Genomic DNA, 21,077 nt, shown 5'->3' with positions numbered 1-21,077 from the left:
TTAAAAAAAGGTGATAAAAGGCCCCCCTCTTATCACCTTTCGCATGCTTACTCAGCTGTGACAACAGCTTCTTCGCCTTGCTTTGCTTCTAAAATCGCATCAGCAATTTTAGAAGTAAGAAGTTTCACAGCACGAATCGCATCGTCGTTTGCAGGAATGACGTAGTCGATTTCGTCTGGATCACAGTTTGTATCCACGATTCCGATGATCGGAATGTTTAATTTACGAGCTTCCGCAACGGCAATGCGCTCTTTGCGTGGGTCGATAACAAACAACGCATCTGGCAACTCTTTCATTTCTTTAATACCGCCTAAAAACTTTTCAAGACGCTCTAACTCTTTCTTTAGTTTTACCACTTCTTTTTTAGGCAATACATCGAATGTGCCATCTTCAGCCATTCTTTCGATTTCTTTTAAGCGTTTAATACGCTTTTGAATTGTTGCAAAGTTTGTTAACGTTCCACCTAACCAACGTTGGTTCACGTAAAACATGCCAGAACGTTCTGCTTCTTCTTTCACAGAATCTTGCGCTTGTTTTTTCGTACCAACAAATAAGATTGTGCCGCCATTTGCTGCAAGTTCTTTAACGAAGTTGTACGCTTCTTCTACTTTTTTCACTGTTTTTTGCAAGTCAATGATATAAATACCATTGCGCTCAGTGAAAATGTATTTTTTCATTTTTGGGTTCCAGCGACGTGTTTGATGCCCGAAGTGAACCCCTGCTTCAAGCAACTGTTTCATTGAAATAACAGACATCTTTCATCCTCCTACACGGTTTTTTCCTCCGCTCATGTCATTTTTAAGCAAGACTGCAAAGCAGCACCGTTGCTTAAATCGATGAGCGTGTGTATTCACACCAAATAGAACTATATCACAATTAAAAAACACATTCAACTACTTTTGGTGAAATTTAAGCAAAAGCTCCATTTCTGTCTTGCCACGTTTTAACGCTTTCGCTATTTCGTCGATCGTTTTTCCTTGTTGTTGAAGCTTTAATGCTTCCGAAACGAGCGATTCAAGCGATTGCTCTCCCTTTGGTGTAGTTGTTGATAACTCGATGCGGTCGACAACGTCGTCAATCGGAAGCGACGGTTGTTCTTCTCGAAGCGAAGGCGGAGTTTCTCTTTTCTTTTGACGAACAGCCGATGATGTGATTTGTTTAACAAAGCGCTCATTTTCCTCTTTAAATTGCATTAAATACGTTGTCATCATCGTTTCCATCTCACGAATAAGCTCCGCTTGCTCTCTTTCCGTCTCTTTAATTTTTACCCATTTTAAAGACAAAAGAATAATAAGAAAGAGCGAAATACCGTGCAAAACGAAGCTAGCAAACCATAAAAACGTCGTCATATCATCCCTCTTATCCGATAAAATCAATATGCGTTCCTTTGTAAGGATGTTTGCTTTTTTCTTTTTGCTCAGATTGTTTTTTCCATTTAGCACGCTCGCTTTGTTCAGCTTTCGTCACTTGTTGCCGAATGCGCTCGTCTTGTTTTTTCATTTCTGATGCAAGCTGTTGTTGAGCAAGCTGTCCGTACTGTTGTATATGTTCTTGCCATTTTCCGAGCTCATGCGTTTTCGGTAACGCTACTTGTAACTCGATTAACTTTAAACTCATCGGTTTCACTTCCTTCATAAAGATTGATGAAGGACTGTCATACTGCTTGCTCAATCAGTTTGCGCATTTTAAACAACGCTTTTGCATGAATTTGGGAAATTCGTGACGTCGACAGTCCCATAATATGCCCGATTTCTGTGAACGTCAGTTCCTCTTTGTAAAACAAACTAATCACTAACTGTTCTTTTTCATTCAATTGTTGGATGACTTGGGCCAATTGGGCAATTTGTTCTTCCCGTAACATATGTTCTTCGGGTGACGGTGAGTGATCGTCGCGTATCGTAAACGACGGTTGATCATCATCATCGTCAAACGGCCGTTCATCAAGCGATAAAACATTCGCGAAAAACTGTTCATTCATGACCGCATACACTTCATCTTCTGATATATTTAACGCATCCGCCACTTCTTTGGCGCTCACGTCACGCATATGCATTTGTTGCAACCGCTCGATCGTCGCTTCGATTTTTTTTGCTTTTTCTCGTACGCTGCGCGGAAGCCAATCTTCTTTGCGCAATCCATCTAAAATGGCACCACGAATACGAAATGAAGCATACGTGTCAAACTTCAAATCACGTGAAGGATCAAATTTTTCTAACGCATCGTACAAGCCGAGTAACGCTAAGCTTTTCAAGTCTTCTTTTTTTACGCTTTTTGGAAGGGATGAAGCGATGCGTTGGACGTGGTAATCGACAAGTGGCATGTACTTCTCAATAAGTTGATCACCCGCTTCACGATCGCGAGTATCTATCCACTTTTGCCAGCACAATATGTCATCCCCCCTAAGCTACGCTTTTGCATTTATTTTTCTTCGTGATTTAACAGTTGACGAATATACTCGGCTACTTTTTGTTGTTCTTCTTCGCTTAAGCTTTCCATCATCTGTTCAACTTCTATGTCGTTCGTTTGTGTAAACGAAGCATTCGGTGTTGATTCATCTCGTTGGATAAATGCGACCATCCAACGAATCATAAATGCAAAAACAAAGAACACGATAAATGTGATGAAAGCTCGAATGGTAGAAGTCCATATACTATTTTGTAGCAATGAAGAGAAAAAGGCGATCATACAGCCGAATAAAGCAAAGCTAACGTTAAATTTCCATGTACCAGCCATTACATTTCCCGTACCCCTTGATTTACTGTTCGAATGAGCAACATGCCTGTTTTTGGATGAAATTCAATCGTTCGTCCGCTATTTCCCCCGACATCTTCGGCGACAATCGGAATGCGAAAGCGCTGAAGCTGCTCACGAACAGCTTCAACGTTGCGTGGCCCGATACGCATCATATCCGTCGTCCCTGTACGAAATTGGAACATTTGTGCACCACCAGCCATTTTTGCTTTCAAATGACCGTTTCTTCCTCCTGCCCCGATCACGCGCCGAACCAATTCTTCTACTGCGGTATCGGCATATTTCGCTACATTCATTGTTTCGGATTTTGCTAACGATGAATCTGGCAACATCACGTGCGCCATGCCAGCCACTTCTTTCACTAAATCATATACAACAACACCGACGCACGAGCCGAGTCCGCATGTGCGAATGACATGCGGTGCCTTTACAACGTTCATATCAGCAATGCCGACTTTTACAACTTGAACAACTTCATTCATCACGGTCCACACCTAAAGCGCGAAAGATGATATGAAATGATTCAGGGTCGGGAAGCAAGAAAAAGTGGCCATTTACTCGATCATTCGGCTGATGCTCCTCATGAATTGCCGTATCAACGACGATGACATGGTCACCGACACGTGACATTTCTATTAATCCATAGCTTAAAATTGCGCCGATCATATCGATGCTGAGTGCCGGAACAGATGGATATAAATTTAAACGTGTAAAGTCTGATAAAGATGATAAATACGAGCCTGCTAAAATGTTACCCAGCTCTTGCAATGCGGACAACGATAATTCCGAACAATCTTGTTCTAATTTAAATTGTTCGTCACCAATCATTTGTTGGATAAATCGTTCCGCTTGCTCGATCGATAATACAAAAAACATATTGCCAGGCGCATCCCCTTCAATGCGCAAAAAAACAGCAGCAACGACATTTTCAGCTCCTCCGACAATGTCCATCATTTCATCAAATGAAATGATGCGCACATCCGGAATCGTCATTTCAATTCTTTTATTTAACAGCTTTGATAACGCTGTTGCTGCGTGACCCGCACCAATATTTCCAATCTCTTTTAGTATGTCCATATGGACGGCATCCATCCGTTCAAAATATGACATGGACGATTTATCCTTTCTCTGTTTTTAGTACTTTTTCTAAGTTTAATAAAATGAAAAGTCTTTTTTCAATTTTTACAACACCGTTAATATAATCTGCGGTTGTTGCATCAACCACTTCTGGTGGCGGTTCGATCGCTTCTGTCGAAATATCAACGACGTCGTTCGCAGCATCAACAATTAAGCCGACTTCAATGTCATCAAGCGCCACAATAATGACGCGCGTATGATCGGAAAATTGCGCTTCTTCTAACCCGAAACGCATGCGTAAATCAATAATTGGTGTAACGACCCCACGTAAATTGATGACACCTTTCACATATTTCGGCACGCGAGGAACGCGTGTAATATGTTGAATTTTTTCGATGGAGCGCACTTGTTGCACTGGAATCGCATATTCTTCGTCTTTTAATTGAAACACAATTACTTTCAGCTCAGCCACATCAAATTCCCCCTCTCGCTTGTCCCTACTTAATTAGCGCGTTGCAATCAACAATGAGCGCCACTTGTCCATCTCCTAAAATGGTCGCGCCAGAAATGGCAAACACAGATGTTAAGTAGTTGCCAAGCGATTTTAACACCACTTCTTGTTGACCGATAAACGAGTCAACGACAAGTCCAGCCATTTTTTCACCTTTCCGCACAATAACAACGGACAAGAAATCATCGTCTTCCTTCACAACAGGTACTTCAAAAATATCTTTCAAAAATAAAAGCGGAACAACTTTTCCACGGAAATCAATGACTTTTTGGTTATGGGCATGTAAAATGTCTTCTTTTTTCACGATGGCCGTCTCGATGATCGATGACAACGGAATCGCATATTTTTCATGTTGAATTTCAACGAGCATAACAGAAATAATGGATAGTGTAAGCGGTAGTTGAATCGAAAAGATCGAGCCGACTCCTTCCTCTGAATCAATCGACACGGATCCACCTAGCGACTCAATTGTACTTTTTACAACGTCTAATCCGACACCACGGCCTGAAATATCGGATACTTTATCCGCTGTAGAAAAACCTGAAGCAAAAATAAGCTCATATACTTGTTTATCCGTTAAGTTCGCCGCATTTTGTTCAGAAATAATGCCTTTACTAATGGCTTTTTTCAGCACTTTTTCGCGACTAATGCCTGCACCGTCGTCTTCAATTTCAATAAATACATGATTGCCACTATGATATGCTTTTAATTTGACTGTTCCCTCTTCCGGTTTTCCTTTTGCGCGACGTACATCTGGCGTTTCTATGCCGTGATCGATGGCGTTGCGCAATAAATGAACGAGCGGATCGCCAATTTCATCAATGACTGTTCGATCGAGTTCTGTTTCAGCACCGATAATTTCAAGATTAATTTTCTTTCCTAAATCGCGAGCTAATTGACGAACCATGCGCGGAAAGCGGTTAAATACCGTTTCAACGGGCACCATGCGCATATTTAAAATAATGTTTTGTAAATCTCCTGAAATGCGCGACATCCGTTCAACCGTTTCGTGTAATTCTGGATTGTTTAGTTCACGTGAAATTTGTTCTAAACGGCCACGGTCAATGACAAGTTCCTCAAACAAGTTCATGAGTACGTCGAGTCGCTCGATGTTGACGCGAATCGTTTTGTTGCTCACTTGTTTGCCAGTCGTTTTTTCTTCTTGATTTTCTTGTTTTTTGTCAACAACTTGTTCTACTTTTTGTTCTACTTTTTGTTCTACTTTTTGTTCAAGCGATTCATCCTGTGCAACAGATCGACGTAGATCAACGGACCGAACGTTCACTTCTTCTACTTCAGACACTTTCATAATGCGCTTTTGTAATTCATCTTGTGACACTTTTGTCACGACGGTCACGACAAATTGATCGTCGAACTGTTCGGCCTCTAACATTTCAACGGTCGGAACAGATTTAATCACTTCTCCAATTTGTTCAATCACTTCAAAAATCATAAATACACGAGCAGCTTTTAATAGACAGTCAGAACGTAGTTTGATCGTGACTTCATAGCTGTGGAATCCTTGTTCAGCGGACTGCTTTAAAATCGTGTATTCAAACTCGTCGTATGTTTGTTCATATGTTGAACTGCTTTTTTGAGGAACTACAACAACATCCCCTTTTTCAATTTGCTTTAGCTGCGCAACAACTTCGGTGACGTCACGCTTTCCATCTCCACCTTCTGAAATAGAGACAACCATCGCCTCTAAATCATCGACAGCGCGAAAAATGACATCAAGTAGCTCAGGTGTGACCGAAATTTTCCCATTGCGAATGGCATCGAGTACATTTTCCATTTGATGCGTTAAATTTGCCAAGTCCTCAAATCCCATCGTTGCTGACATTCCTTTTAACGTATGGGCAGAGCGGAAAATTTCATTGACGATCGACACATCGTCTGGGTTTTTTTCAAGTTCTAGCAGTTGCTCGTTAATCGTTTGTAAATGCTCTTTACTTTCATCAATAAACACTTCGAGGTATTGACTCATGTCCATTGTTCCTATCCCCCTCAAACTTGTACGTGTCTCATTACCGCTTCAGCAATATCGTCAACGTGAACGATTTCATCAACAACGTTTGCGGCAATGGCTGACTTAGGCATACCAAACACAACGGAAGATTCAGCAGATTCAGCAATGACAAACGTCTTGCCAGACACTTTTAACTGTTTTAATCCTGCCGTACCGTCTGACCCCATGCCTGTCATAATAACAGCTACTTTTTCATAATCTGTTAAAGCGCTTAACGATTCAAACATCACGTCAACAGAAGGTCGATGCCCATTGCGCGGCGCTCCTTCATCTAAATGAATGGCTAACGATGTGCCTACGCGTTTCACATATAAATGATTACCACCTGGGGCGATATATGCTGTCCCTTTTTGAATCACTTCCCCATCTTCTGCTTCTTTGACGCGAATGTTGCACAACGAATCAAGTCTTGTCGCTAACGATTTTGTAAACCCTTTCGGCATATGTTGGACGATTAAAATCGGCGCGTCAATGGTCGCTGGAAATTTCGTTAATACGTGTTGAAGCGCGCGTGGTCCTCCTGTTGATGTGCCGATGGCGATAATTTTTTTCTTTCCGATTGCGTTGTTCCGTTCGCTTACTCCTATTTTACTATATTGCTTTTGTGGCAACATAGACATTTTTTGCTTTATTTTCACTGTTCGCAAATTCGCTTCGCTTGCTAAGAACACTTTTTCGATCATCTTATCTTTAATTTTATATAAATCTAGTGAGATGGCTCCTGAAGGCTTCGCAATAAAGTCAACCGCCCCGTATTGCAACGCTAAAATTGTATTTTCCGCTCCTTCTGTCGTCGTACTTGAAATCATGACGACAGGAAGTGGCTTTTTTTGCATAATATGCTTTAACGTCTCAAGCCCGTTCATGACAGGCATCTCAACATCTAACGTCACGACATCCGGATTGAGTTGCTCAATTTTTTGCAACGCTTCTTGTCCGTCACGCGCTGTACCTACGACGTGCAAACGCGGATGTTCTGACAAAAAATCGCTAATTAATTTTCGCATAAAAGCAGAGTCATCAACGACGAGCACTTTCACCTTATTCACAGCGATGATAACCTACCTTTCCAAAAAGTATTGGCGAAGCTTTGCAAAAAAGTGAAACGGACGTTTCGTTTGCTCCTCGTGTTCCCCGTTCGCTAAGTAGCGATCAGTCATTCGCATAAGCGCCTTGCTTGCTTTTGCACTCGGATCAAATAAAAGGAAAGGCGTTTGACGAATGACAGCGTTACTTACCGTTCGGTCTTCAGGTACATATCCTAATGCGTGTAATTCTTTTCCTAAAAAACGTTTTGCCACTTGTTTTAAACGCTGGAGTGTCTCTACTCCTTCTTTATCCGAACGTGCGCGATTGACTAACACATAAATCGGGAGTTGCGGATCTGCTAAGTGAATGTATTTCATCGTTGCATATGCATCTGTCAAAGCGGTCGGTTCCGGAGTTGTTACGATAAAAATATCATCAACCGCTTTGAGCAGCTGCAGACGATCTTCGGACATCCCTGCTCCCATATCGAAAATAAGATAATCGTATTGCTCGGAAACGAGTTGCAATTGTTCAATAAAATACTCGACTTTTTGTTCGTCCATATGAAAAATTTCTGTGAACCCTGTTCCGCCAGCAATAAACGATAACTGTTCAGGTCCTGTCTTTATAGTATCATGAATGGTAACGTTTGGACGAAAAATATCGATCATTGTATAAGATGACGATTGTCCAAGTAAAATATCGATATTCCCCATACCAATATCCATATCAAACAGCAATACATGTTTTTCGCGTTGGCGTAACGCCAATGAAAAGTTTAACGAAACGTTCGATTTTCCAACTCCGCCTTTGCCGCTTAATACAGCAATCGTTTTCGTTTCTGTTCCGTGCTGCATTTTTTTCACGCGTAAACGTAAGCTTTCCGCTTGATCTCTCATCATCGTAGCTCGACCCCGGTAACCATATTTGCAACAAGCTGTGGAGTGGCTTCAACAATATCATCGGGCACGTTTTGTCCGTGCGTCATGTACGCTGCGCCGATACGGCATTGAATCATCATATTTAACATCGCACCATGTCGGCTTGTTTCATCTACTTTCGTAAAAATAAATTTATGAATCGGAATGAGTGAAAACTGTGTATAAATGTCTTTCATATCTCTCCATTTTGCTGTGAGTGATAACACAAGAAACGTTTCCATTTCCTCATTAAAGTCGATCATTTCTTTTAAATCATTTACATATTGAGCGTTGCGAAAATTTCGTCCTGCCGTATCAATAAATACAATGTCATACGATGCTAGCTTCTCTTTCGCTTTACGAAAATCGTCGAGATTGTAACATACTTCAAGAGGAACGTTTAAAATTTTTGCATATGTTTTCAACTGATCAATGGCGGCAATGCGATACGTATCTGTCGTAATAAATGCAACTTTTTTCCGATGTTTAATGACGCAATCAGCGGCCATTTTCGCAAGCGTCGTCGTTTTGCCAACCCCCGTTGGTCCAACAACGTTAATAAATTTTTTTTGAAACGAAATTCCCCCAAACGAAAGCGAAGATAATGCACGAACGATTTCTTCATGAAGCCATTGCTTCACCTCGTCATATGTGGCATTTTTTTCCGACGTATACCAACGCTGCAACAACGTGGACATAAGCATCGCTCGCACATCGTCGCTTATTTCTTGGTCGATTAAATGCGCATCGATTGCTTTTAATGGAGTAGGATAATGCTCAACTCCTCCTCCTTGCGATAATTGACGAATCGTTGCTTTTAATTCATGGATTTCCTTTAATAACTGTTCATCACGCATCGATTCTGTGCGCTCTTTTCGTTTTTCTTTTATTTTTTGAACGGGCGGAGTGGCTGGTTTTGGATCAACAGCAGCAATCACTTCAATATTTTTTCTGGAAAATAACCCAAGAAAACCTTTTTTTTGCACAACTTTCGAATTTAAAATGACGGCGTCATTGCCAAGTTCCGCTCGAATCATTTTCATCGCTTCTGGCATAGACGAAGCGACAAACTTTTTTACTTTCATTCCACATTCACCACCCCAACACTTTGAACTTCCACATTTGCTTCAAGTTCATTATATGACAATACTGGAACGTGACGGAAATATCGTTCAGTCAATTGTCTCACATACATGCGCACAGCCGGTGAACAAAGTAAAATTGGCGTTTGATCTTGAAACGGAAATTGTTCAATTTGCATCGCAATCGCTTCAACGATCGCTTGCGAGACGACCGGATCAAGCGCTAAATAATTGCCATGTTCCGTTTGTTGCACACCTTCGGCAATCATTTTCTCTACTTTTCCTGATAATGTAATTACCCGTAATGGCTGTCCTTCAACAACGTATTGGCTCGTAATTTGACGGGCGAGCGCTTGACGAACATATTCTGTTAAAAGATCTGGATCTGTCGTCATTCGTCCAAAATCCGCAAGCGTTTCAAAAATAACCGGCAAATTGCGAATCGATACTTTTTCACGTAATAAGTTCGCAAGCACTTTTTGAATATCGCCAACGGATAACGGATTTGGCGTCACTTCTTCCACTAAAATCGGATACGACTCTTTCACATGGTCGATTAACTGTTTCGTTTCTTGACGACCGAGCAATTCATGTGCGTGCGCCTTCAACAGCTCAGTAATATGCGTAGATACGACAGATGGTGGATCAACGACCGTATAGCCAAACATTTCTGCTCGTTCTTTCATTTCTTCAGAAATCCATTTCGCTGGTAATCCGAACGCTGGTTCTACTGTATCAATTCCCTCAATGGCATCGTCATCAATGCCAGGGCTCATCGCTAAATAATGATCAAGTAACAACTCGCCACGCGCCACTTCATTGCCTTTAATTTTTAATCGGTACTCATTTGGCTGCAGCTGAATGTTATCGCGAATGCGGACAACGGGAATAACGATGCCGAGCTCTAAAGCGAGTTGTCGACGAATCATGACGATGCGGTCTAGTAAGTCTCCACCTTGATTCGCATCAGCAAGCGGTATTAATCCGTATCCAAATTCAAACTCAATCGGATCAACGCTAAGCAAACTGACAACACTTTCTGGACTTTTCATTTGATCCATTTCGATTTCTTCTTCAGTCTCTTCTGTTGTTGCTTCAGGCGCATCGGCTTGTTTTGTAAATTGGTATGCCCCCAAAGCGAGCAACGAAGCGATCGGAATTGTTAACAAATCATTAATTGGGGTAAATAGCCCAAGTAAAAAAATCGTCCCTGCTGTCACGTATAACATTTTTGGGTACGCAAACAATTGCCGCATAATATCGGCGCCTAAGTTGTCATCCGAAGCGGCGCGCGTAACGACAATTCCTGTTGCAGTTGAAATTAATAACGCTGGAATTTGGCTAACGATCCCATCCCCTACTGTTAGCAACGTATATCGTCTCGCTGCTTCGCCAATATCCATGCCTTGCTGTACCATGCCAATGACGATACCAAATAACATATTGATTAATACGATGATAATTCCTGCGATGGCATCACCTTTCACGAATTTACTTGCTCCGTCCATTGCACCGTAAAAATCCGCTTCTTGCGCGATTTTTTCACGTCGTTCTCTCGCTTGTTGTTCGGAAATGATGCCAGCATTTAAATCGGCATCGATGCTCATTTGTTTTCCTGGCATCGCATCAAGCGTAAAACGTGCAGCCACCTCTGATACGCGCTCTGCCCCTTTTGTGATAACAACGAATTGGATAATAATTAAAATTAAAAAGACGACGAAACCGACAACAACATTACCACCAATGACAAACGTTCCAAACGTTTCAACAACCCCTCCTGCTTCTCCTTTACTTAAAATCGAGCGAGTCGTTGAAACGTTTAAACCGAGACGGAATAAGGTAAGCAAAAGGAGGAGCGAAGGGAAGATCGAAAATTGGAGCGGTTCGCGCATATTCATCGATGTTAAGAGAACGAGCAACGCAAGAGAAATGTTCATAATAATGAGGACACTAAGCAACCATGATGGTAGAGGAATGATGAGCATCGCTACAATTAATACAACCATAATTAATACAGATAAGTCCCTTGCCAACATAAACGTTCTCTCCTGTTCGCATACATAAAATTAAAGTTTATTTTTCGTTTTGTAAACGTACGCTAAAATTTCTGCTACTGCTTTGAAAAAAGCTTCTGGAATGACCATCCCGACATCTGTTTGATCGTATAACGCACGTGCAAGCGGCCGATTTTCAACGATCATGACGTCATTTTTTTTCGCAATATCTTTTATTTTTTGCGCCATATAATCTGCTCCTTTCGCGACAACGATCGGAGCGTCTGCTTGCTGTTCATCGTACTTTAACGCCACAGCAAAATGCGTCGGGTTTGTAATGACGACATCTGCTTTCGGCACTTCTTGCATCATGCGGCGCATCGCCATTTCTCGTTGCTTTTGCTTAATGCGTGATTTAATTAACGGGTCTCCTTCTGTCTTTTTGTATTCGTCTTTAATATCTTGTTTTGACATACGAATATTTTTTTCAAAATCATACCGTTGATATAAATAATCGAACAGCGAAAGAAATAGTAAAGCGACAGAAGCAACAAGCCCCATTTGAATCGTTAAACGTCCAAGCGTCGCGGCAATTGCCCCAATCGATTTATGCGATAACGATAAAATATCATCGATGTGCATCCATAAAATAGAAAATGTGACAACACCAACAAACAATACTTTTAAAATCGATTTGAGCAATTCTACAAGGGCGCGGAGCGAAAAGATGCGCTTAAACCCTTGAATCGGGTCAAGTTTACTTAACTTCATTTGCAGCGGTTCCGTTGTGAATAAAAAACCGACTTGCACAAAATTAGCAAATAACGCCGCCGCAATTGCCGCTAAAAAAATAGGTCCAACGAGCAATGCAAGTTGCTGTAGGAGATCAACGAAAATGAGCTGTACAGAATCGATCGTCACATCCATGAAAAAATAATGTTGAAACGACTGGCGAAATAGCCGAGTAATTGCATCTCCCCACATACCGGAAGAAAAAGAGAGGACGAGAAAAACGATAAGCATTAAAAAGGCAGCTGTCACATCTGCACTTTTTGCTACTTGTCCCTTTTTACGAACTTCTTGCCGTTTTCTTGGCGTCGCTTTTTCTGTTTTTTCTCCTGCAAAAAACTGCAGATCGACCGACAACCAGCTCACGCTACGCCCCTCCTAACAATTTCATCATGCCGCGCATCGATATAAAAGCGAATTCAAACAATTGCTTTGTGACGGCAAACATACTTGAAAATACGATGACAAACAGCACAAAACTAACGATAATTTTTACGGGAAGACCGATCACAAAAATGTTCATTTGTGGGACAGTTCGCGCGACAATACCAAGTGCTACATCGACTAAAAACAAACATCCAACAATCGGAATAGCCATTTGTAAAGCAATGACGAACATCGCTTGAAATAAACGGACAACTTGTTCTGCGATTTGTTCATTTCCAAACGAAACGAGATGATCGAGCGGAATGAATTGATAGCTATAAAAAATACCGTCTAACAACATATGATGTCCATTGACGGCGAGTAAAAAAAACAAAGCGATCGTGTATAAATATTGTCCCATTAATGGGCTTTGGGCACCTGTTTGCGGATCGATGACGTTTGCAATCGCAAACCCCATTTGAAAATCGATGAATCCGCCCGCAATTTGAATAGCCGACATAATGATAAATGCAACAAGCCCAATCAATAACCCGACAAGCACTTCTTTAATTAACAACATCATATACGTCCCGTCAATATCCAATGGCTTTGGATCAAGCGAAAAAAACATGAGCCAACTAATAAAAAAGGCAAAACCGATTTTATGAACGTTTGGCACGTTTCGATATGAGAAAAGCGGCATCGTCACAAAGAATGAAGCGACGCGCGCAAAAATAAGTAAAAAAGTTGGTACATACGTGTATAGCTCCATACGCTTCATCCTACAAATTTACTTAAGTTGCTAAAAATATTGTATGCATATGACACCATGCGCGAAAGCATCCACGGTCCGAAAAAAACGAGACCGAGTAACACGGCAACAATTTTAGGAACAAACGCTAACGTTTGTTCTTGAATTTGCGTCGTCGCTTGCAAAATGCTAATCAATAGTCCGACCGCAAGCGCAAGCAACATGAGCGGTCCGCATACGACAAGCACCATGTACACACCGCGTTCCGCAACTTGAATGACAAAATCGGGACTCATTTTTCCCACCTACTTTAAAAGCTTTCTAATAATGATTTCACAACTAAATACCAACCATCCACAAGAACAAACAGTAAAATTTTAAACGGTAACGAAATCATGACCGGCGGTAACATCATCATTCCCATCGACATTAATACGCTTGCCACAATCATATCAATGACTAAAAACGGAATGAATAGCATGAAACCGATTTGAAACGCTGTTTTTAATTCGCTAATCGCAAAAGCAGGGACGAGCGCTGACATCGGAATATCTTGTATTGTTTTTGGCTGTTCAGCCCCTGCGTAGCTTAAAAATAAAGCTAAATCTTTTTGTCGCGTATGTTTGCTCATGAACTCTTTTAATGGTGCTTCGGCTCGTTCATATGCTTGCTCTAAATTAATTTTTTCATCAAACAGCGGCTGCAAGGCATCACGATTAATTTGTTGAAATGTCGGTGCCATAATAAAAAATGTTAAAAATAAAGATAGCCCGATAATGACTTGGTTCGGCGGCATTTGTTGCGTGCCGAGCGCTGTTCTGACAAACGATAAGACGATCACGATGCGCGTAAACGACGTCACCATAATTAAAATGCCTGGCGCAATCGATAAGACCGTCAGCAACAATAACAGCTTCACAGATGTCGCTACGTTTTCGGGCGCGCTATTATTAAAAAACTGCATCACTTCATTCATGTGAATCCCTTTCTTTTTCCAGCGCTCTCATCGCTTGTTTTCGCTTCTCAACCAACTGTTGTAACTCTCGATCGAACAATTGGCGAAAACGAGGCTCGTTCGTTTTTTGCTGTAAAAGCGATTGCAATGATTTCCATACGTTTGTATCAAGCAATGAATCGAGGCGCGCTTCATGTTGCTTAAGCAACTCCTCAATTTCTTGCTCATCCGTAATTTCTTTTAATAAGTGAATCGATTCACCTACACCAACAACTAACACACGCCGACCGACTTTCACAATTTGAATCGTTCGGTTTGTACCTAAACTTGTCCCACCTAAATGTTGAATGAGCCCTTTTCGCTCATAAAATCGGTTTTGTTTATTTAACCATTTTAAAAGCGCATATAACAAAAATATAACAAAAGCAGTTGCACCAATCAGTTTAACGAAATCCCAAACGGTAATCGGAGTCGATTCCGAAACTGTTGCCGTTTGAGTTGCCTCATTTGTTTGTTGTTCTTTACACTTTTCTGGATGTTCTACACATTCTTTTACGCTGTTCGCTTGTTCTGCAAAAGCAGGGGAAACTGCTTGCAGAACAACGAACGCGCACAACATGATGATGCGAATATAGCGCAATGAATTCCACCTCTAACCGAGCGTTTTATTAATCGCTTCAATGACGCGATCTGCTTGGAACGGTTTGACAATAAAATCTTTTGCTCCTGCTTGAATCGCATCAATAACCATCGCTTGTTGCCCCATGGCTGAACACATAATGACTTTGGCGTTGCTGTCAATTTTTTTAATTTCTTTCAGCGCCGTAATGCCATCCATCTCTGGCATCGTAATGTCCATTGTGACTAAGTCTGGGCGAAACTCTTTATATTTTTCGACCGCTTGCGCCCCATCAGCTGCTTCCGCGACGACTTCGTGCCCATTTTTCGTTAAAATATCTTTAATCATCATTCTCATAAATGCTGCATCATCAACAATTAAAATTCTCGCCATTCTCCAAAAACCTCCCGAATTATCGTAATTTGTTTAACCGATCGCTCTGGCTAATAATGCTCGTCACACGCACGCCGAAATTTTCATCGATGACGACAACTTCACCTTTCGCGATCAATTTGTTATTGACTAAAATGTCAACCGGTTCACCAGCCAGCTTATCAAGTTCAATGATGGAGCCTGATGATAAACTTAAAATATCTTGCACAGAGCGCTTCGTTCGCCCGAGTTCCACCGTCACTTGCAACGGAATATCAAGCAACATATCAAGATTGCGTGATTCCGCTTCTGGCAATGGCGCTGGTTCAAAACTTGCAAAAGCAACAGGCTGGACGTTGACAGGCTGCTGCACGGCTCCCGTCCCAAAATGTTGAGGAGCTTCTTTTTGCGTTTGTTGAGCCGATGAAGGCGCTGGTTTCGTCTGTGCGGATGGCGCGGTTTGATGTGGCTCGTTCGTATTTATTGTAGCTGATGTTTCGGTCTTTGTACTAGACGGATTTAATAAATTTTCGACTAATTCTTTCGCAAAATGAATTGGCAACAGTTGCATAATATTCGAATCAATTAAATTGCCTACTTTTAAACGGAACGATACTTTAACAAGCACGTCGTCCGGCGGTAAATATTCAAATCCTTCGCCTTCCGATAAATCAAGTAAGTGTAAACTTGGTGGCGAAATATCAACTTTTTTGCTAAAGATCGTCGACATCGACGTCGCAGCCGAACCCATCATTTGGTTCATCGCTTCTTGTACAGCACTCAATTGAATTTCGTCCATAAAATCGGGTGGATTTGTGCCATCTCCCCCCATCATTAAATCTGCGATAATCGCAGCGTCAGATTGTTTAATGACAAGTAAATTTGTTCCTAAAAATCCTTCGGTATAGCTGACCTGAATCGCAACGTACGGATGCGGAAACTCTTCTGCTACGCGCGCACGTTCGATGAGTGAAACGCTCGGCGTTGTAATTTCAACTTTTTGATTTAATAGCATCGATAACGCTGTCGCTGAACTACCAAACGAAATATTTCCAATTTCACCAAGCGCATCTTGCTCGATTGGTGTTAATACTTCATCGATCGACATTGTGCTAGACGGCATCGGGTCTTCGTCAATTCCTCGCAACAACGCATCAATCTCATCTTGAGATAACATATCGTCACTCATCATCGCCGTCTTCCCCCTTTATCACATCTAAAATTTGTATAGCTAATCGTTTATTCATTTTTCCTGGCTGCCCGATAAATTTCGGCACATCTCCTACTTTAATCACGAGTGGATCACGTACCGTTTGATCGAGTTGAATGACATCACCAACAGAGAGTTGCAAAAATTCTTGAATGGAGATCGTCGATGTACCGAGCTCTGCGATCATTGGCACTTTCGTTTGCTTTAATCGCTTTTGCAACGTCGCAACTTCTTCAGGTTCCCGAGCCTTTTTTTGTGTTTGCATCCAATAATGAACAGATAATTTCGGAATGATTGGTTCTAACACAACGTGCGGAATACAAATGTTAATCATTCCGCTCGTATCACCGATTTGTGTATTTAACGAAATAACGACAACCGTTTCATTTGGTGATACCATTTGTAAAAATTGTGGATTGACTTCGAAATCTGTCAGCATCGGGTCGATGTCTGCGACGGACTCCCACGCTTCTCGCAAATTGCTAAACGCTTTTTCAAACAAATTCGACATAATTTTTGTTTCAATTTCGGTTAAATTTTCAATTTTATTTAAGCTGACACCTCTGCCTCCCAATACGCGGTCAAGCATAGCATAGGCGATGTTTGGGTTGACTTCTAACAGGACGCGTCCATCCAAAGGTGGAACTTCAAACACCGTTAAAATCGTCATTTTTGGAATAGAGCGAATAAATTCTTCGTATGGCAACTGATCGGCCGATGCGACAGAAATTTGCACATACGTACGCAGTTGTGCGGAAAAAAACGTCGTCAATAGCCGAGCAAAGTTTTCATGTATGCGTGTTAAACTGCGAATTTGGTCTTTTGAAAACCGCAACGCCCGTTTAAAGTCGTACACTTTCACTTTTTTCTCTGCTTCTTCTTTTTTCAGCTCATCCGCGTCCATCTCTCCAGCAGATAACGCTGCCAGCAAGGCATCAATTTCACTTTGTGATAAAACTTCTCCTGACACTGTTCTCACCTCCTACTCCTATTCATTTTATTTACTGGAGAATAAAGGAGGTTATATAAATTTTCTCAACTTTTCCTTCTTGCATAAGCTCATTGATGCGTTCACGCAATTTTTTCTCTAGGAGCAGTTTTCCTTGTTTTCCTTTAAACTGTTCCGCCGTCATTTCAGATAGTTCTTCAATGATGATATTTTTAATTTGAAAATCACGTTTTTCTGCTTCTTCTTTTGCCTTTTCGCTATCTGTTTGAATTTTAAACGCGATTTTAATAAAGCTTCCATCCATTAGGTTGGTCATGATTTCAGGTACATCAAATGAACTGGCGACGATTTCATCAACCGTCGGTTCTTTTGGCTCATTATTGCCCATAAATTTCATGACAACAACAAGGGCAACGACGCTAACAAGCGTAATCACTCCCATGATAATTAGCATCATTTTTAACATTTTATTGTCTTTCAACGTCGGATCCCTCCGCCTCTCTCCTTAACCCGAGCACAGAAATGTTACGATAAAACGTTTCTACTAATGACATAACATCTTCTACAGACTCCCGCACGACAAACTTTTTGCCATTCGTTAACGTAATGGTCGTGTCTGGAAACGCTTCAACTTGTTCTATGTATATCGCGTTTAGTGTGAATTGTTTTCCATTTAACCGCGTTAATGTAATCATATGTATGCGGGCACTAGACAGAGCCTAGTGCCCTCCCCTCCCTTATTATTTCTTTAAGTTAACTAATTCTTGTAAAATCTCGTCCGATGTTGTAATAATGCGCGTGTTTGCTTGGAATCCGCGTTGCGCAACAATCATTTCGGTAAACTCTTCGGATAAGTCTACGTTCGACATTTCGAGCGCACCAGAAATAATTTCACCGGCACCGTTTAAACCTGGGCGCGACAACTCATTAATCGTCAAGCCGTCTGCATTGCGGTCAAGTTTACCAGAGTTGTTCGTTTCTTTAAACGTATTCCCCCCCATTTTCTCTAAACCTGTTGGGTTTGGAAATTGCGCTAATAAAATTTGACCTGCAATTTTTAATTGTCCATTGCTATCGATGAACGTTACTTTTCCATCCGCTGTAATCCCGAAGCTTTTCGCTGTTTTTGGAATTTGAATGAGACCCGGTTCAAAGCTTGTGACATTTCCGTATTTCGGCTCGCTGTAGTCTTGCAACACTTGTTGAACACTTTCAACAAAACCGCTAATTCCTTCTAAATATGGTCCCATCATTTTTTCTGCTTCTGCTAATGTATCCGGCCAGTCCGCCTCGTTTGCTGGAAGCAGAGGAACAGGGTTAATGCTAGCTTTAGGAGATACACGGTCATTAAAATATGTCCCAGCTGCTGCCAACGTTGTATCGTTCGGATCCGTCTTCCCTGTTATTTTCTCGTTTAAGGTGCTTAATTCATTGTTAAAGTTGTTAATAAAAGTAATAAAATCCGTTTGTGTCGTCGGATTGTTATCAGGATCTTTCGTGAACTCTTCTTTCCATTTTTTTATAAAGTTTACAAGACCGTTTGCACTATTAAGAAATGTTTCTAAATCACGTCTTGCTTGAGCTACATGCGGCGCATTCGTAATGACTGTATCCACATCTTTAATCGCTGCCTCACCAATTAAATATTGTCCGTCTGAGTTTACAATATAGCCGTACTCATCCAAATAAAAGTTCCCTGCACGTGTAAAGCTTAAATTAAAGACGCGGTCAATAGGCACTCCTGTATTCACTCTATTCGTTCCGAGTTTTCCAGCTGGTCCATCCATGCTAATTAATGTGACGTCGTTAATCGAACCAACAACGAAAAAGCCGTCGCCACCGATCGCCAAATCGAGCGGACGTGCCGTCGTTTGCGTCGATCCTTGCGTATGAATCGTTTCGATCGAACCGAGACCGCTTCCCAATCCGATTTGTTTTCCGTTAATTCCCCCGCGCGTTCCTGTCGATGATGTCGCCGCAGAAATTTGTTGCGACACAAGGTCTTTAAACGTCACGCGCGCTTTTTTATAGCCATACGTATTGACGTTAGAAATATTGTTACCAATGACGTCTAATTTATATTGGAAGTTGCGAATACCACCAATGCCAGTAAACATTGAACGTAACATATAATCCTCTCCTTTTTCTTATTTGAGCGGCTTCCGTCATTCCGCACGCTCAAAGGCTTCCTGTAACGGTCCAGCCTTATATAATGATGGCGCCATTAATATTTGTAAATAGTTGCGTTTGTGCTTCTTCGCGATTCATCGCGGTAATGACCGTTTCATTCACAGCGCTCACAATTAATGCAGCTTCATTTGTAATGACGAGTGAATCGCGCACCCCTTTTTGTTTTGCCTCTACAATTTTTTGCCCAATCATCGCCCACTGTTCGTCGTTAATGTGAATATTTCGCTCTTGCAAACGTTGTTGTGCATGTTTGCTTATTTTTAGCCCTTTTCCTGCTTCAATAAGCGCATCGCGAAACGATTGTCGCTCTGACTTTGATGAAGCAGCGACTTGCTTTTTCGGCGGAATGAGCGGGGCATGCGGAAAGAACTGTATTCGATCCATTTCTTCACCTCCTTTATTGCGACACTTTTGTGACGCGAGAGGCTAACACCGTTTCTCCTTGTTCAAGCTCTAACCATATGTCTGTTCCTTTTTGGACGACAGCTCTCACTACACCGCTTTGTTCATCCCATGTTACCGTCTTGCCGATCCATTCACTATATTGAGCAAGCGACGGTGTAGATTGTTGTTGGATAAGCTTTTGCAATGCATCTAATGTGCCTGTAAGTTTTTCCGATGTACCCGTTTGTGTCTCAATAAACTTGCTCATCATATTTGACATATTGACCATTTGCTCAAGTGATGAAAAGTTTGCCATTTGTGAAATAAATTCACGGTCTTCCATCGGATTTAACGGATCTTGATGTTGCAATTGGGCAATTAAAATTTTTAAAAAATCGTCTTTCCCTAACGAGCTTTTCCCTGTTTCACGCTGCGCGACTTGGCGTTGCGATAAAAGCAAACTTGGATCGATCGCAGTCATATGATCACCTCTATTCAAAGTCAAACCACTCTTTTAACCACTCATCAAACGATTGATCACGCTCATTCTTCTCTTCTCTCTGTTGCTCTTGTTGTTGCTGTTGCTGCTTTTGTTGCTGGAATGAATGATCGCGAAATTTCGCTTCATTAAATACATCAAATTGCTCGACCGTAACCCGATCCGCAATGTGCGAAAGCTGATGAATGTGCTGTTCCACTAACTGTTTTGCCGCTTCCGTAGACGTAATCATTTTTGCCGTTAGCTTCCCTTTTTGCTGAATGAGTTTAATCGTGACATACCCTAAATGCTCAGGATGCAACCGAATAAGTAATTGTGCATTTCCGTTTCTCCATTGTGTAAATTGACTCGCGCGAACGATTCGCTCCATTTGCGACGCAAGCGGAGTTTCGCTTGTCGTATCGACCGTTTGCACATCTATCAGTACATTTTTTTCAGCCGACTGCTGTACTGCATGTAGCACGCTTGGCATCCGAACGATTCGCTCCATTTGCGATGCAAGCGGAGTTTCGCTTGTCGTATCGACCATTTGCACATCTATCGGCACATTTTTTTCAGCCGACTGCTGTACTGCATGTAGCACGCTTGGCATCCGAACGA

General features: G+C 41.6%; 27 protein-coding genes. All 27 read right to left on the bottom strand.

Annotated elements, in window-relative coordinates; translation table 11 throughout:
• Window positions 1-47: 47 nt before the first annotated feature.
• A complete protein-coding gene (gene rpsB / locus BO219_RS11635; protein WP_003394841.1) occupies window positions 48-755 on the bottom strand; it encodes a 30S ribosomal protein S2 in 708 nt (235 codons plus the stop codon).
• A 138-nt stretch (window positions 756-893) separates the two neighbouring features.
• A complete protein-coding gene (locus BO219_RS11630) occupies window positions 894-1,349 on the bottom strand; it encodes a hypothetical protein (RefSeq protein ID WP_077429686.1) in 456 nt (151 codons plus the stop codon).
• Window positions 1,350-1,359: 10 nt separating this feature from the next.
• Window positions 1,360-1,617 (bottom strand): hypothetical protein, encoded by a 258-nt coding sequence (locus BO219_RS11625; RefSeq protein WP_077429647.1) that lies wholly within the window; start codon window positions 1,615-1,617, stop codon window positions 1,360-1,362.
• 37 nt (window positions 1,618-1,654) lie between these two features.
• Entirely contained in the window at window positions 1,655-2,386 is a 732-nt protein-coding gene (locus BO219_RS11620; protein WP_012575284.1) for a FliA/WhiG family RNA polymerase sigma factor, read from the bottom strand.
• Window positions 2,387-2,418: 32 nt separating this feature from the next.
• The gene (locus BO219_RS11615; RefSeq protein WP_077429646.1) at window positions 2,419-2,733 is read right to left on the bottom strand and encodes a hypothetical protein; all 315 of its coding nucleotides are present in this window, start codon (window positions 2,731-2,733) and stop codon (window positions 2,419-2,421) included.
• Window positions 2,733-3,233, bottom strand: coding sequence for a chemotaxis protein CheD (locus BO219_RS11610; protein WP_077429645.1), 501 nt, complete (start codon window positions 3,231-3,233; stop codon window positions 2,733-2,735). The genes BO219_RS11615 and BO219_RS11610 overlap by 1 nt, the downstream gene beginning before the upstream one ends.
• On the bottom strand, window positions 3,226-3,861 hold the full coding sequence (locus BO219_RS11605; RefSeq protein ID WP_077429644.1) for a chemotaxis protein CheC: 636 nt from the start codon (window positions 3,859-3,861) through the stop codon (window positions 3,226-3,228). Before BO219_RS11605 ends, BO219_RS11610 begins: the two co-directional genes overlap by 8 nt.
• A gap of 7 nt (window positions 3,862-3,868) precedes the next feature.
• Entirely contained in the window at window positions 3,869-4,300 is a 432-nt protein-coding gene (locus BO219_RS11600; protein WP_077429643.1) for a chemotaxis protein CheW, read from the bottom strand.
• Between the two features lie 25 nt (window positions 4,301-4,325).
• Window positions 4,326-6,332 (bottom strand): chemotaxis protein CheA, encoded by a 2,007-nt coding sequence (locus BO219_RS11595; RefSeq protein WP_077429642.1) that lies wholly within the window; start codon window positions 6,330-6,332, stop codon window positions 4,326-4,328.
• A gap of 14 nt (window positions 6,333-6,346) precedes the next feature.
• Window positions 6,347-7,417 carry a protein-glutamate methylesterase/protein-glutamine glutaminase gene (locus BO219_RS11590; RefSeq protein ID WP_077429641.1) on the bottom strand — a complete coding sequence of 357 codons (1,071 nt, stop codon included), beginning with the start codon at window positions 7,415-7,417 and terminating at the stop codon, window positions 6,347-6,349.
• 12 nt (window positions 7,418-7,429) lie between these two features.
• Window positions 7,430-8,299: a MinD/ParA family protein gene (locus BO219_RS11585; protein WP_077429640.1), complete on the bottom strand. Its 870-nt coding sequence runs from the start codon at window positions 8,297-8,299 to the stop codon at window positions 7,430-7,432.
• Window positions 8,296-9,402: a flagellar biosynthesis GTPase FlhF gene (gene flhF, locus BO219_RS11580; RefSeq protein ID WP_012575292.1), complete on the bottom strand. Its 1,107-nt coding sequence runs from the start codon at window positions 9,400-9,402 to the stop codon at window positions 8,296-8,298. The genes BO219_RS11585 and flhF overlap by 4 nt, the downstream gene beginning before the upstream one ends.
• The gene (gene flhA / locus BO219_RS11575) at window positions 9,399-11,435 is read right to left on the bottom strand and encodes a flagellar biosynthesis protein FlhA (protein WP_077429639.1); all 2,037 of its coding nucleotides are present in this window, start codon (window positions 11,433-11,435) and stop codon (window positions 9,399-9,401) included. Before flhA ends, flhF begins: the two co-directional genes overlap by 4 nt.
• A gap of 30 nt (window positions 11,436-11,465) precedes the next feature.
• On the bottom strand, window positions 11,466-12,548 hold the full coding sequence (flhB, locus tag BO219_RS11570; RefSeq protein WP_077429638.1) for a flagellar biosynthesis protein FlhB: 1,083 nt from the start codon (window positions 12,546-12,548) through the stop codon (window positions 11,466-11,468).
• Window position 12,549: 1 nt separating this feature from the next.
• A complete protein-coding gene (gene fliR / locus BO219_RS11565; RefSeq protein ID WP_004891044.1) occupies window positions 12,550-13,329 on the bottom strand; it encodes a flagellar biosynthetic protein FliR in 780 nt (259 codons plus the stop codon).
• Window positions 13,326-13,595: a flagellar biosynthesis protein FliQ gene (gene fliQ, locus BO219_RS11560; protein WP_035018732.1), complete on the bottom strand. Its 270-nt coding sequence runs from the start codon at window positions 13,593-13,595 to the stop codon at window positions 13,326-13,328. The genes fliR and fliQ overlap by 4 nt, the downstream gene beginning before the upstream one ends.
• 14 nt (window positions 13,596-13,609) lie before the next feature.
• Window positions 13,610-14,275 carry a flagellar type III secretion system pore protein FliP gene (fliP, locus tag BO219_RS11555; RefSeq protein WP_077429637.1) on the bottom strand — a complete coding sequence of 222 codons (666 nt, stop codon included), beginning with the start codon at window positions 14,273-14,275 and terminating at the stop codon, window positions 13,610-13,612.
• Complete coding sequence (gene fliZ / locus BO219_RS11550) at window positions 14,268-14,894, bottom strand: flagella biosynthesis regulatory protein FliZ (protein WP_077429636.1); 627 nt, start codon at window positions 14,892-14,894, stop codon at window positions 14,268-14,270. Before fliZ ends, fliP begins: the two co-directional genes overlap by 8 nt.
• Before the next feature lie 12 nt (window positions 14,895-14,906).
• Window positions 14,907-15,266 carry a response regulator gene (locus BO219_RS11545; RefSeq protein ID WP_003394872.1) on the bottom strand — a complete coding sequence of 120 codons (360 nt, stop codon included), beginning with the start codon at window positions 15,264-15,266 and terminating at the stop codon, window positions 14,907-14,909.
• 19 nt (window positions 15,267-15,285) lie between these two features.
• Entirely contained in the window at window positions 15,286-16,437 is a 1,152-nt protein-coding gene (gene fliY / locus BO219_RS11540) for a flagellar motor switch phosphatase FliY (RefSeq protein ID WP_077429635.1), read from the bottom strand.
• Complete coding sequence (fliM, locus tag BO219_RS11535) at window positions 16,427-17,425, bottom strand: flagellar motor switch protein FliM (RefSeq protein WP_077429634.1); 999 nt, start codon at window positions 17,423-17,425, stop codon at window positions 16,427-16,429. Before fliM ends, fliY begins: the two co-directional genes overlap by 11 nt.
• 31 nt (window positions 17,426-17,456) lie before the next feature.
• Window positions 17,457-17,870 (bottom strand): flagellar basal body-associated protein FliL, encoded by a 414-nt coding sequence (gene fliL / locus BO219_RS11530; RefSeq protein WP_077429685.1) that lies wholly within the window; start codon window positions 17,868-17,870, stop codon window positions 17,457-17,459.
• 1 nt (window position 17,871) lies between these two features.
• Window positions 17,872-18,099 carry a flagellar FlbD family protein gene (locus BO219_RS11525; RefSeq protein ID WP_004891058.1) on the bottom strand — a complete coding sequence of 76 codons (228 nt, stop codon included), beginning with the start codon at window positions 18,097-18,099 and terminating at the stop codon, window positions 17,872-17,874.
• 45 nt (window positions 18,100-18,144) lie between these two features.
• On the bottom strand, window positions 18,145-19,533 hold the full coding sequence (locus BO219_RS11520) for a flagellar hook-basal body complex protein (protein WP_077429633.1): 1,389 nt from the start codon (window positions 19,531-19,533) through the stop codon (window positions 18,145-18,147).
• 76 nt (window positions 19,534-19,609) lie between these two features.
• Window positions 19,610-19,978, bottom strand: coding sequence for a TIGR02530 family flagellar biosynthesis protein (locus BO219_RS11515; protein WP_077429632.1), 369 nt, complete (start codon window positions 19,976-19,978; stop codon window positions 19,610-19,612).
• A gap of 13 nt (window positions 19,979-19,991) precedes the next feature.
• A complete protein-coding gene (gene flgD, locus BO219_RS11510) occupies window positions 19,992-20,459 on the bottom strand; it encodes a flagellar hook assembly protein FlgD (protein WP_077429631.1) in 468 nt (155 codons plus the stop codon).
• Between the two features lie 10 nt (window positions 20,460-20,469).
• Window positions 20,470-21,077, bottom strand: a 608-nt coding sequence (locus BO219_RS11505; protein ID WP_143271297.1) for a flagellar hook-length control protein FliK, incomplete at its 5' end; no start/stop codon positions are given.

This window comes from Anoxybacillus kestanbolensis (assembly GCF_001996285.1).
Taxonomy (GTDB): domain Bacteria; phylum Bacillota; class Bacilli; order Bacillales; family Anoxybacillaceae; genus Anoxybacillus; species Anoxybacillus kestanbolensis_A.
Note: the sequence above shows the minus strand (reverse complement) of the source record. Positions and strands in the feature narration are given on the sequence as shown.

Coding starts and splice junctions, on each gene's coding strand:
- flhF (WP_012575292.1), bottom strand. CDS start 9,402: ATGAAAGTAAAAAAGTTTGTCGCTTCGTCTATGCCAGAAGCGATGAAA.
- BO219_RS11630 (WP_077429686.1), bottom strand. CDS start 1,349: ATGACGACGTTTTTATGGTTTGCTAGCTTCGTTTTGCACGGTATTTCG.
- BO219_RS11585 (WP_077429640.1), bottom strand. CDS start 8,299: ATGATGAGAGATCAAGCGGAAAGCTTACGTTTACGCGTGAAAAAAATG.
- BO219_RS11595 (WP_077429642.1), bottom strand. CDS start 6,332: ATGGACATGAGTCAATACCTCGAAGTGTTTATTGATGAAAGTAAAGAG.
- fliL (WP_077429685.1), bottom strand. CDS start 17,870: ATGTTAAAAATGATGCTAATTATCATGGGAGTGATTACGCTTGTTAGC.
- fliR (WP_004891044.1), bottom strand. CDS start 13,329: ATGAAGCGTATGGAGCTATACACGTATGTACCAACTTTTTTACTTATT.
- BO219_RS11625 (WP_077429647.1), bottom strand. CDS start 1,617: ATGAGTTTAAAGTTAATCGAGTTACAAGTAGCGTTACCGAAAACGCAT.
- fliY (WP_077429635.1), bottom strand. CDS start 16,437: ATGATGAGTGACGATATGTTATCTCAAGATGAGATTGATGCGTTGTTG.
- BO219_RS11525 (WP_004891058.1), bottom strand. CDS start 18,099: ATGATTACATTAACGCGGTTAAATGGAAAACAATTCACACTAAACGCG.
- fliQ (WP_035018732.1), bottom strand. CDS start 13,595: ATGAGTCCCGATTTTGTCATTCAAGTTGCGGAACGCGGTGTGTACATG.
- BO219_RS11520 (WP_077429633.1), bottom strand. CDS start 19,533: ATGTTACGTTCAATGTTTACTGGCATTGGTGGTATTCGCAACTTCCAA.
- rpsB (WP_003394841.1), bottom strand. CDS start 755: ATGTCTGTTATTTCAATGAAACAGTTGCTTGAAGCAGGGGTTCACTTC.
- fliP (WP_077429637.1), bottom strand. CDS start 14,275: ATGAATGAAGTGATGCAGTTTTTTAATAATAGCGCGCCCGAAAACGTA.
- flhA (WP_077429639.1), bottom strand. CDS start 11,435: ATGTTGGCAAGGGACTTATCTGTATTAATTATGGTTGTATTAATTGTA.
- BO219_RS11605 (WP_077429644.1), bottom strand. CDS start 3,861: ATGTCATATTTTGAACGGATGGATGCCGTCCATATGGACATACTAAAA.
- flgD (WP_077429631.1), bottom strand. CDS start 20,459: ATGACTGCGATCGATCCAAGTTTGCTTTTATCGCAACGCCAAGTCGCG.
- BO219_RS11610 (WP_077429645.1), bottom strand. CDS start 3,233: ATGAATGAAGTTGTTCAAGTTGTAAAAGTCGGCATTGCTGATATGAAC.
- BO219_RS11515 (WP_077429632.1), bottom strand. CDS start 19,978: ATGGATCGAATACAGTTCTTTCCGCATGCCCCGCTCATTCCGCCGAAA.
- BO219_RS11545 (WP_003394872.1), bottom strand. CDS start 15,266: ATGGCGAGAATTTTAATTGTTGATGATGCAGCATTTATGAGAATGATG.
- BO219_RS11615 (WP_077429646.1), bottom strand. CDS start 2,733: ATGGCTGGTACATGGAAATTTAACGTTAGCTTTGCTTTATTCGGCTGT.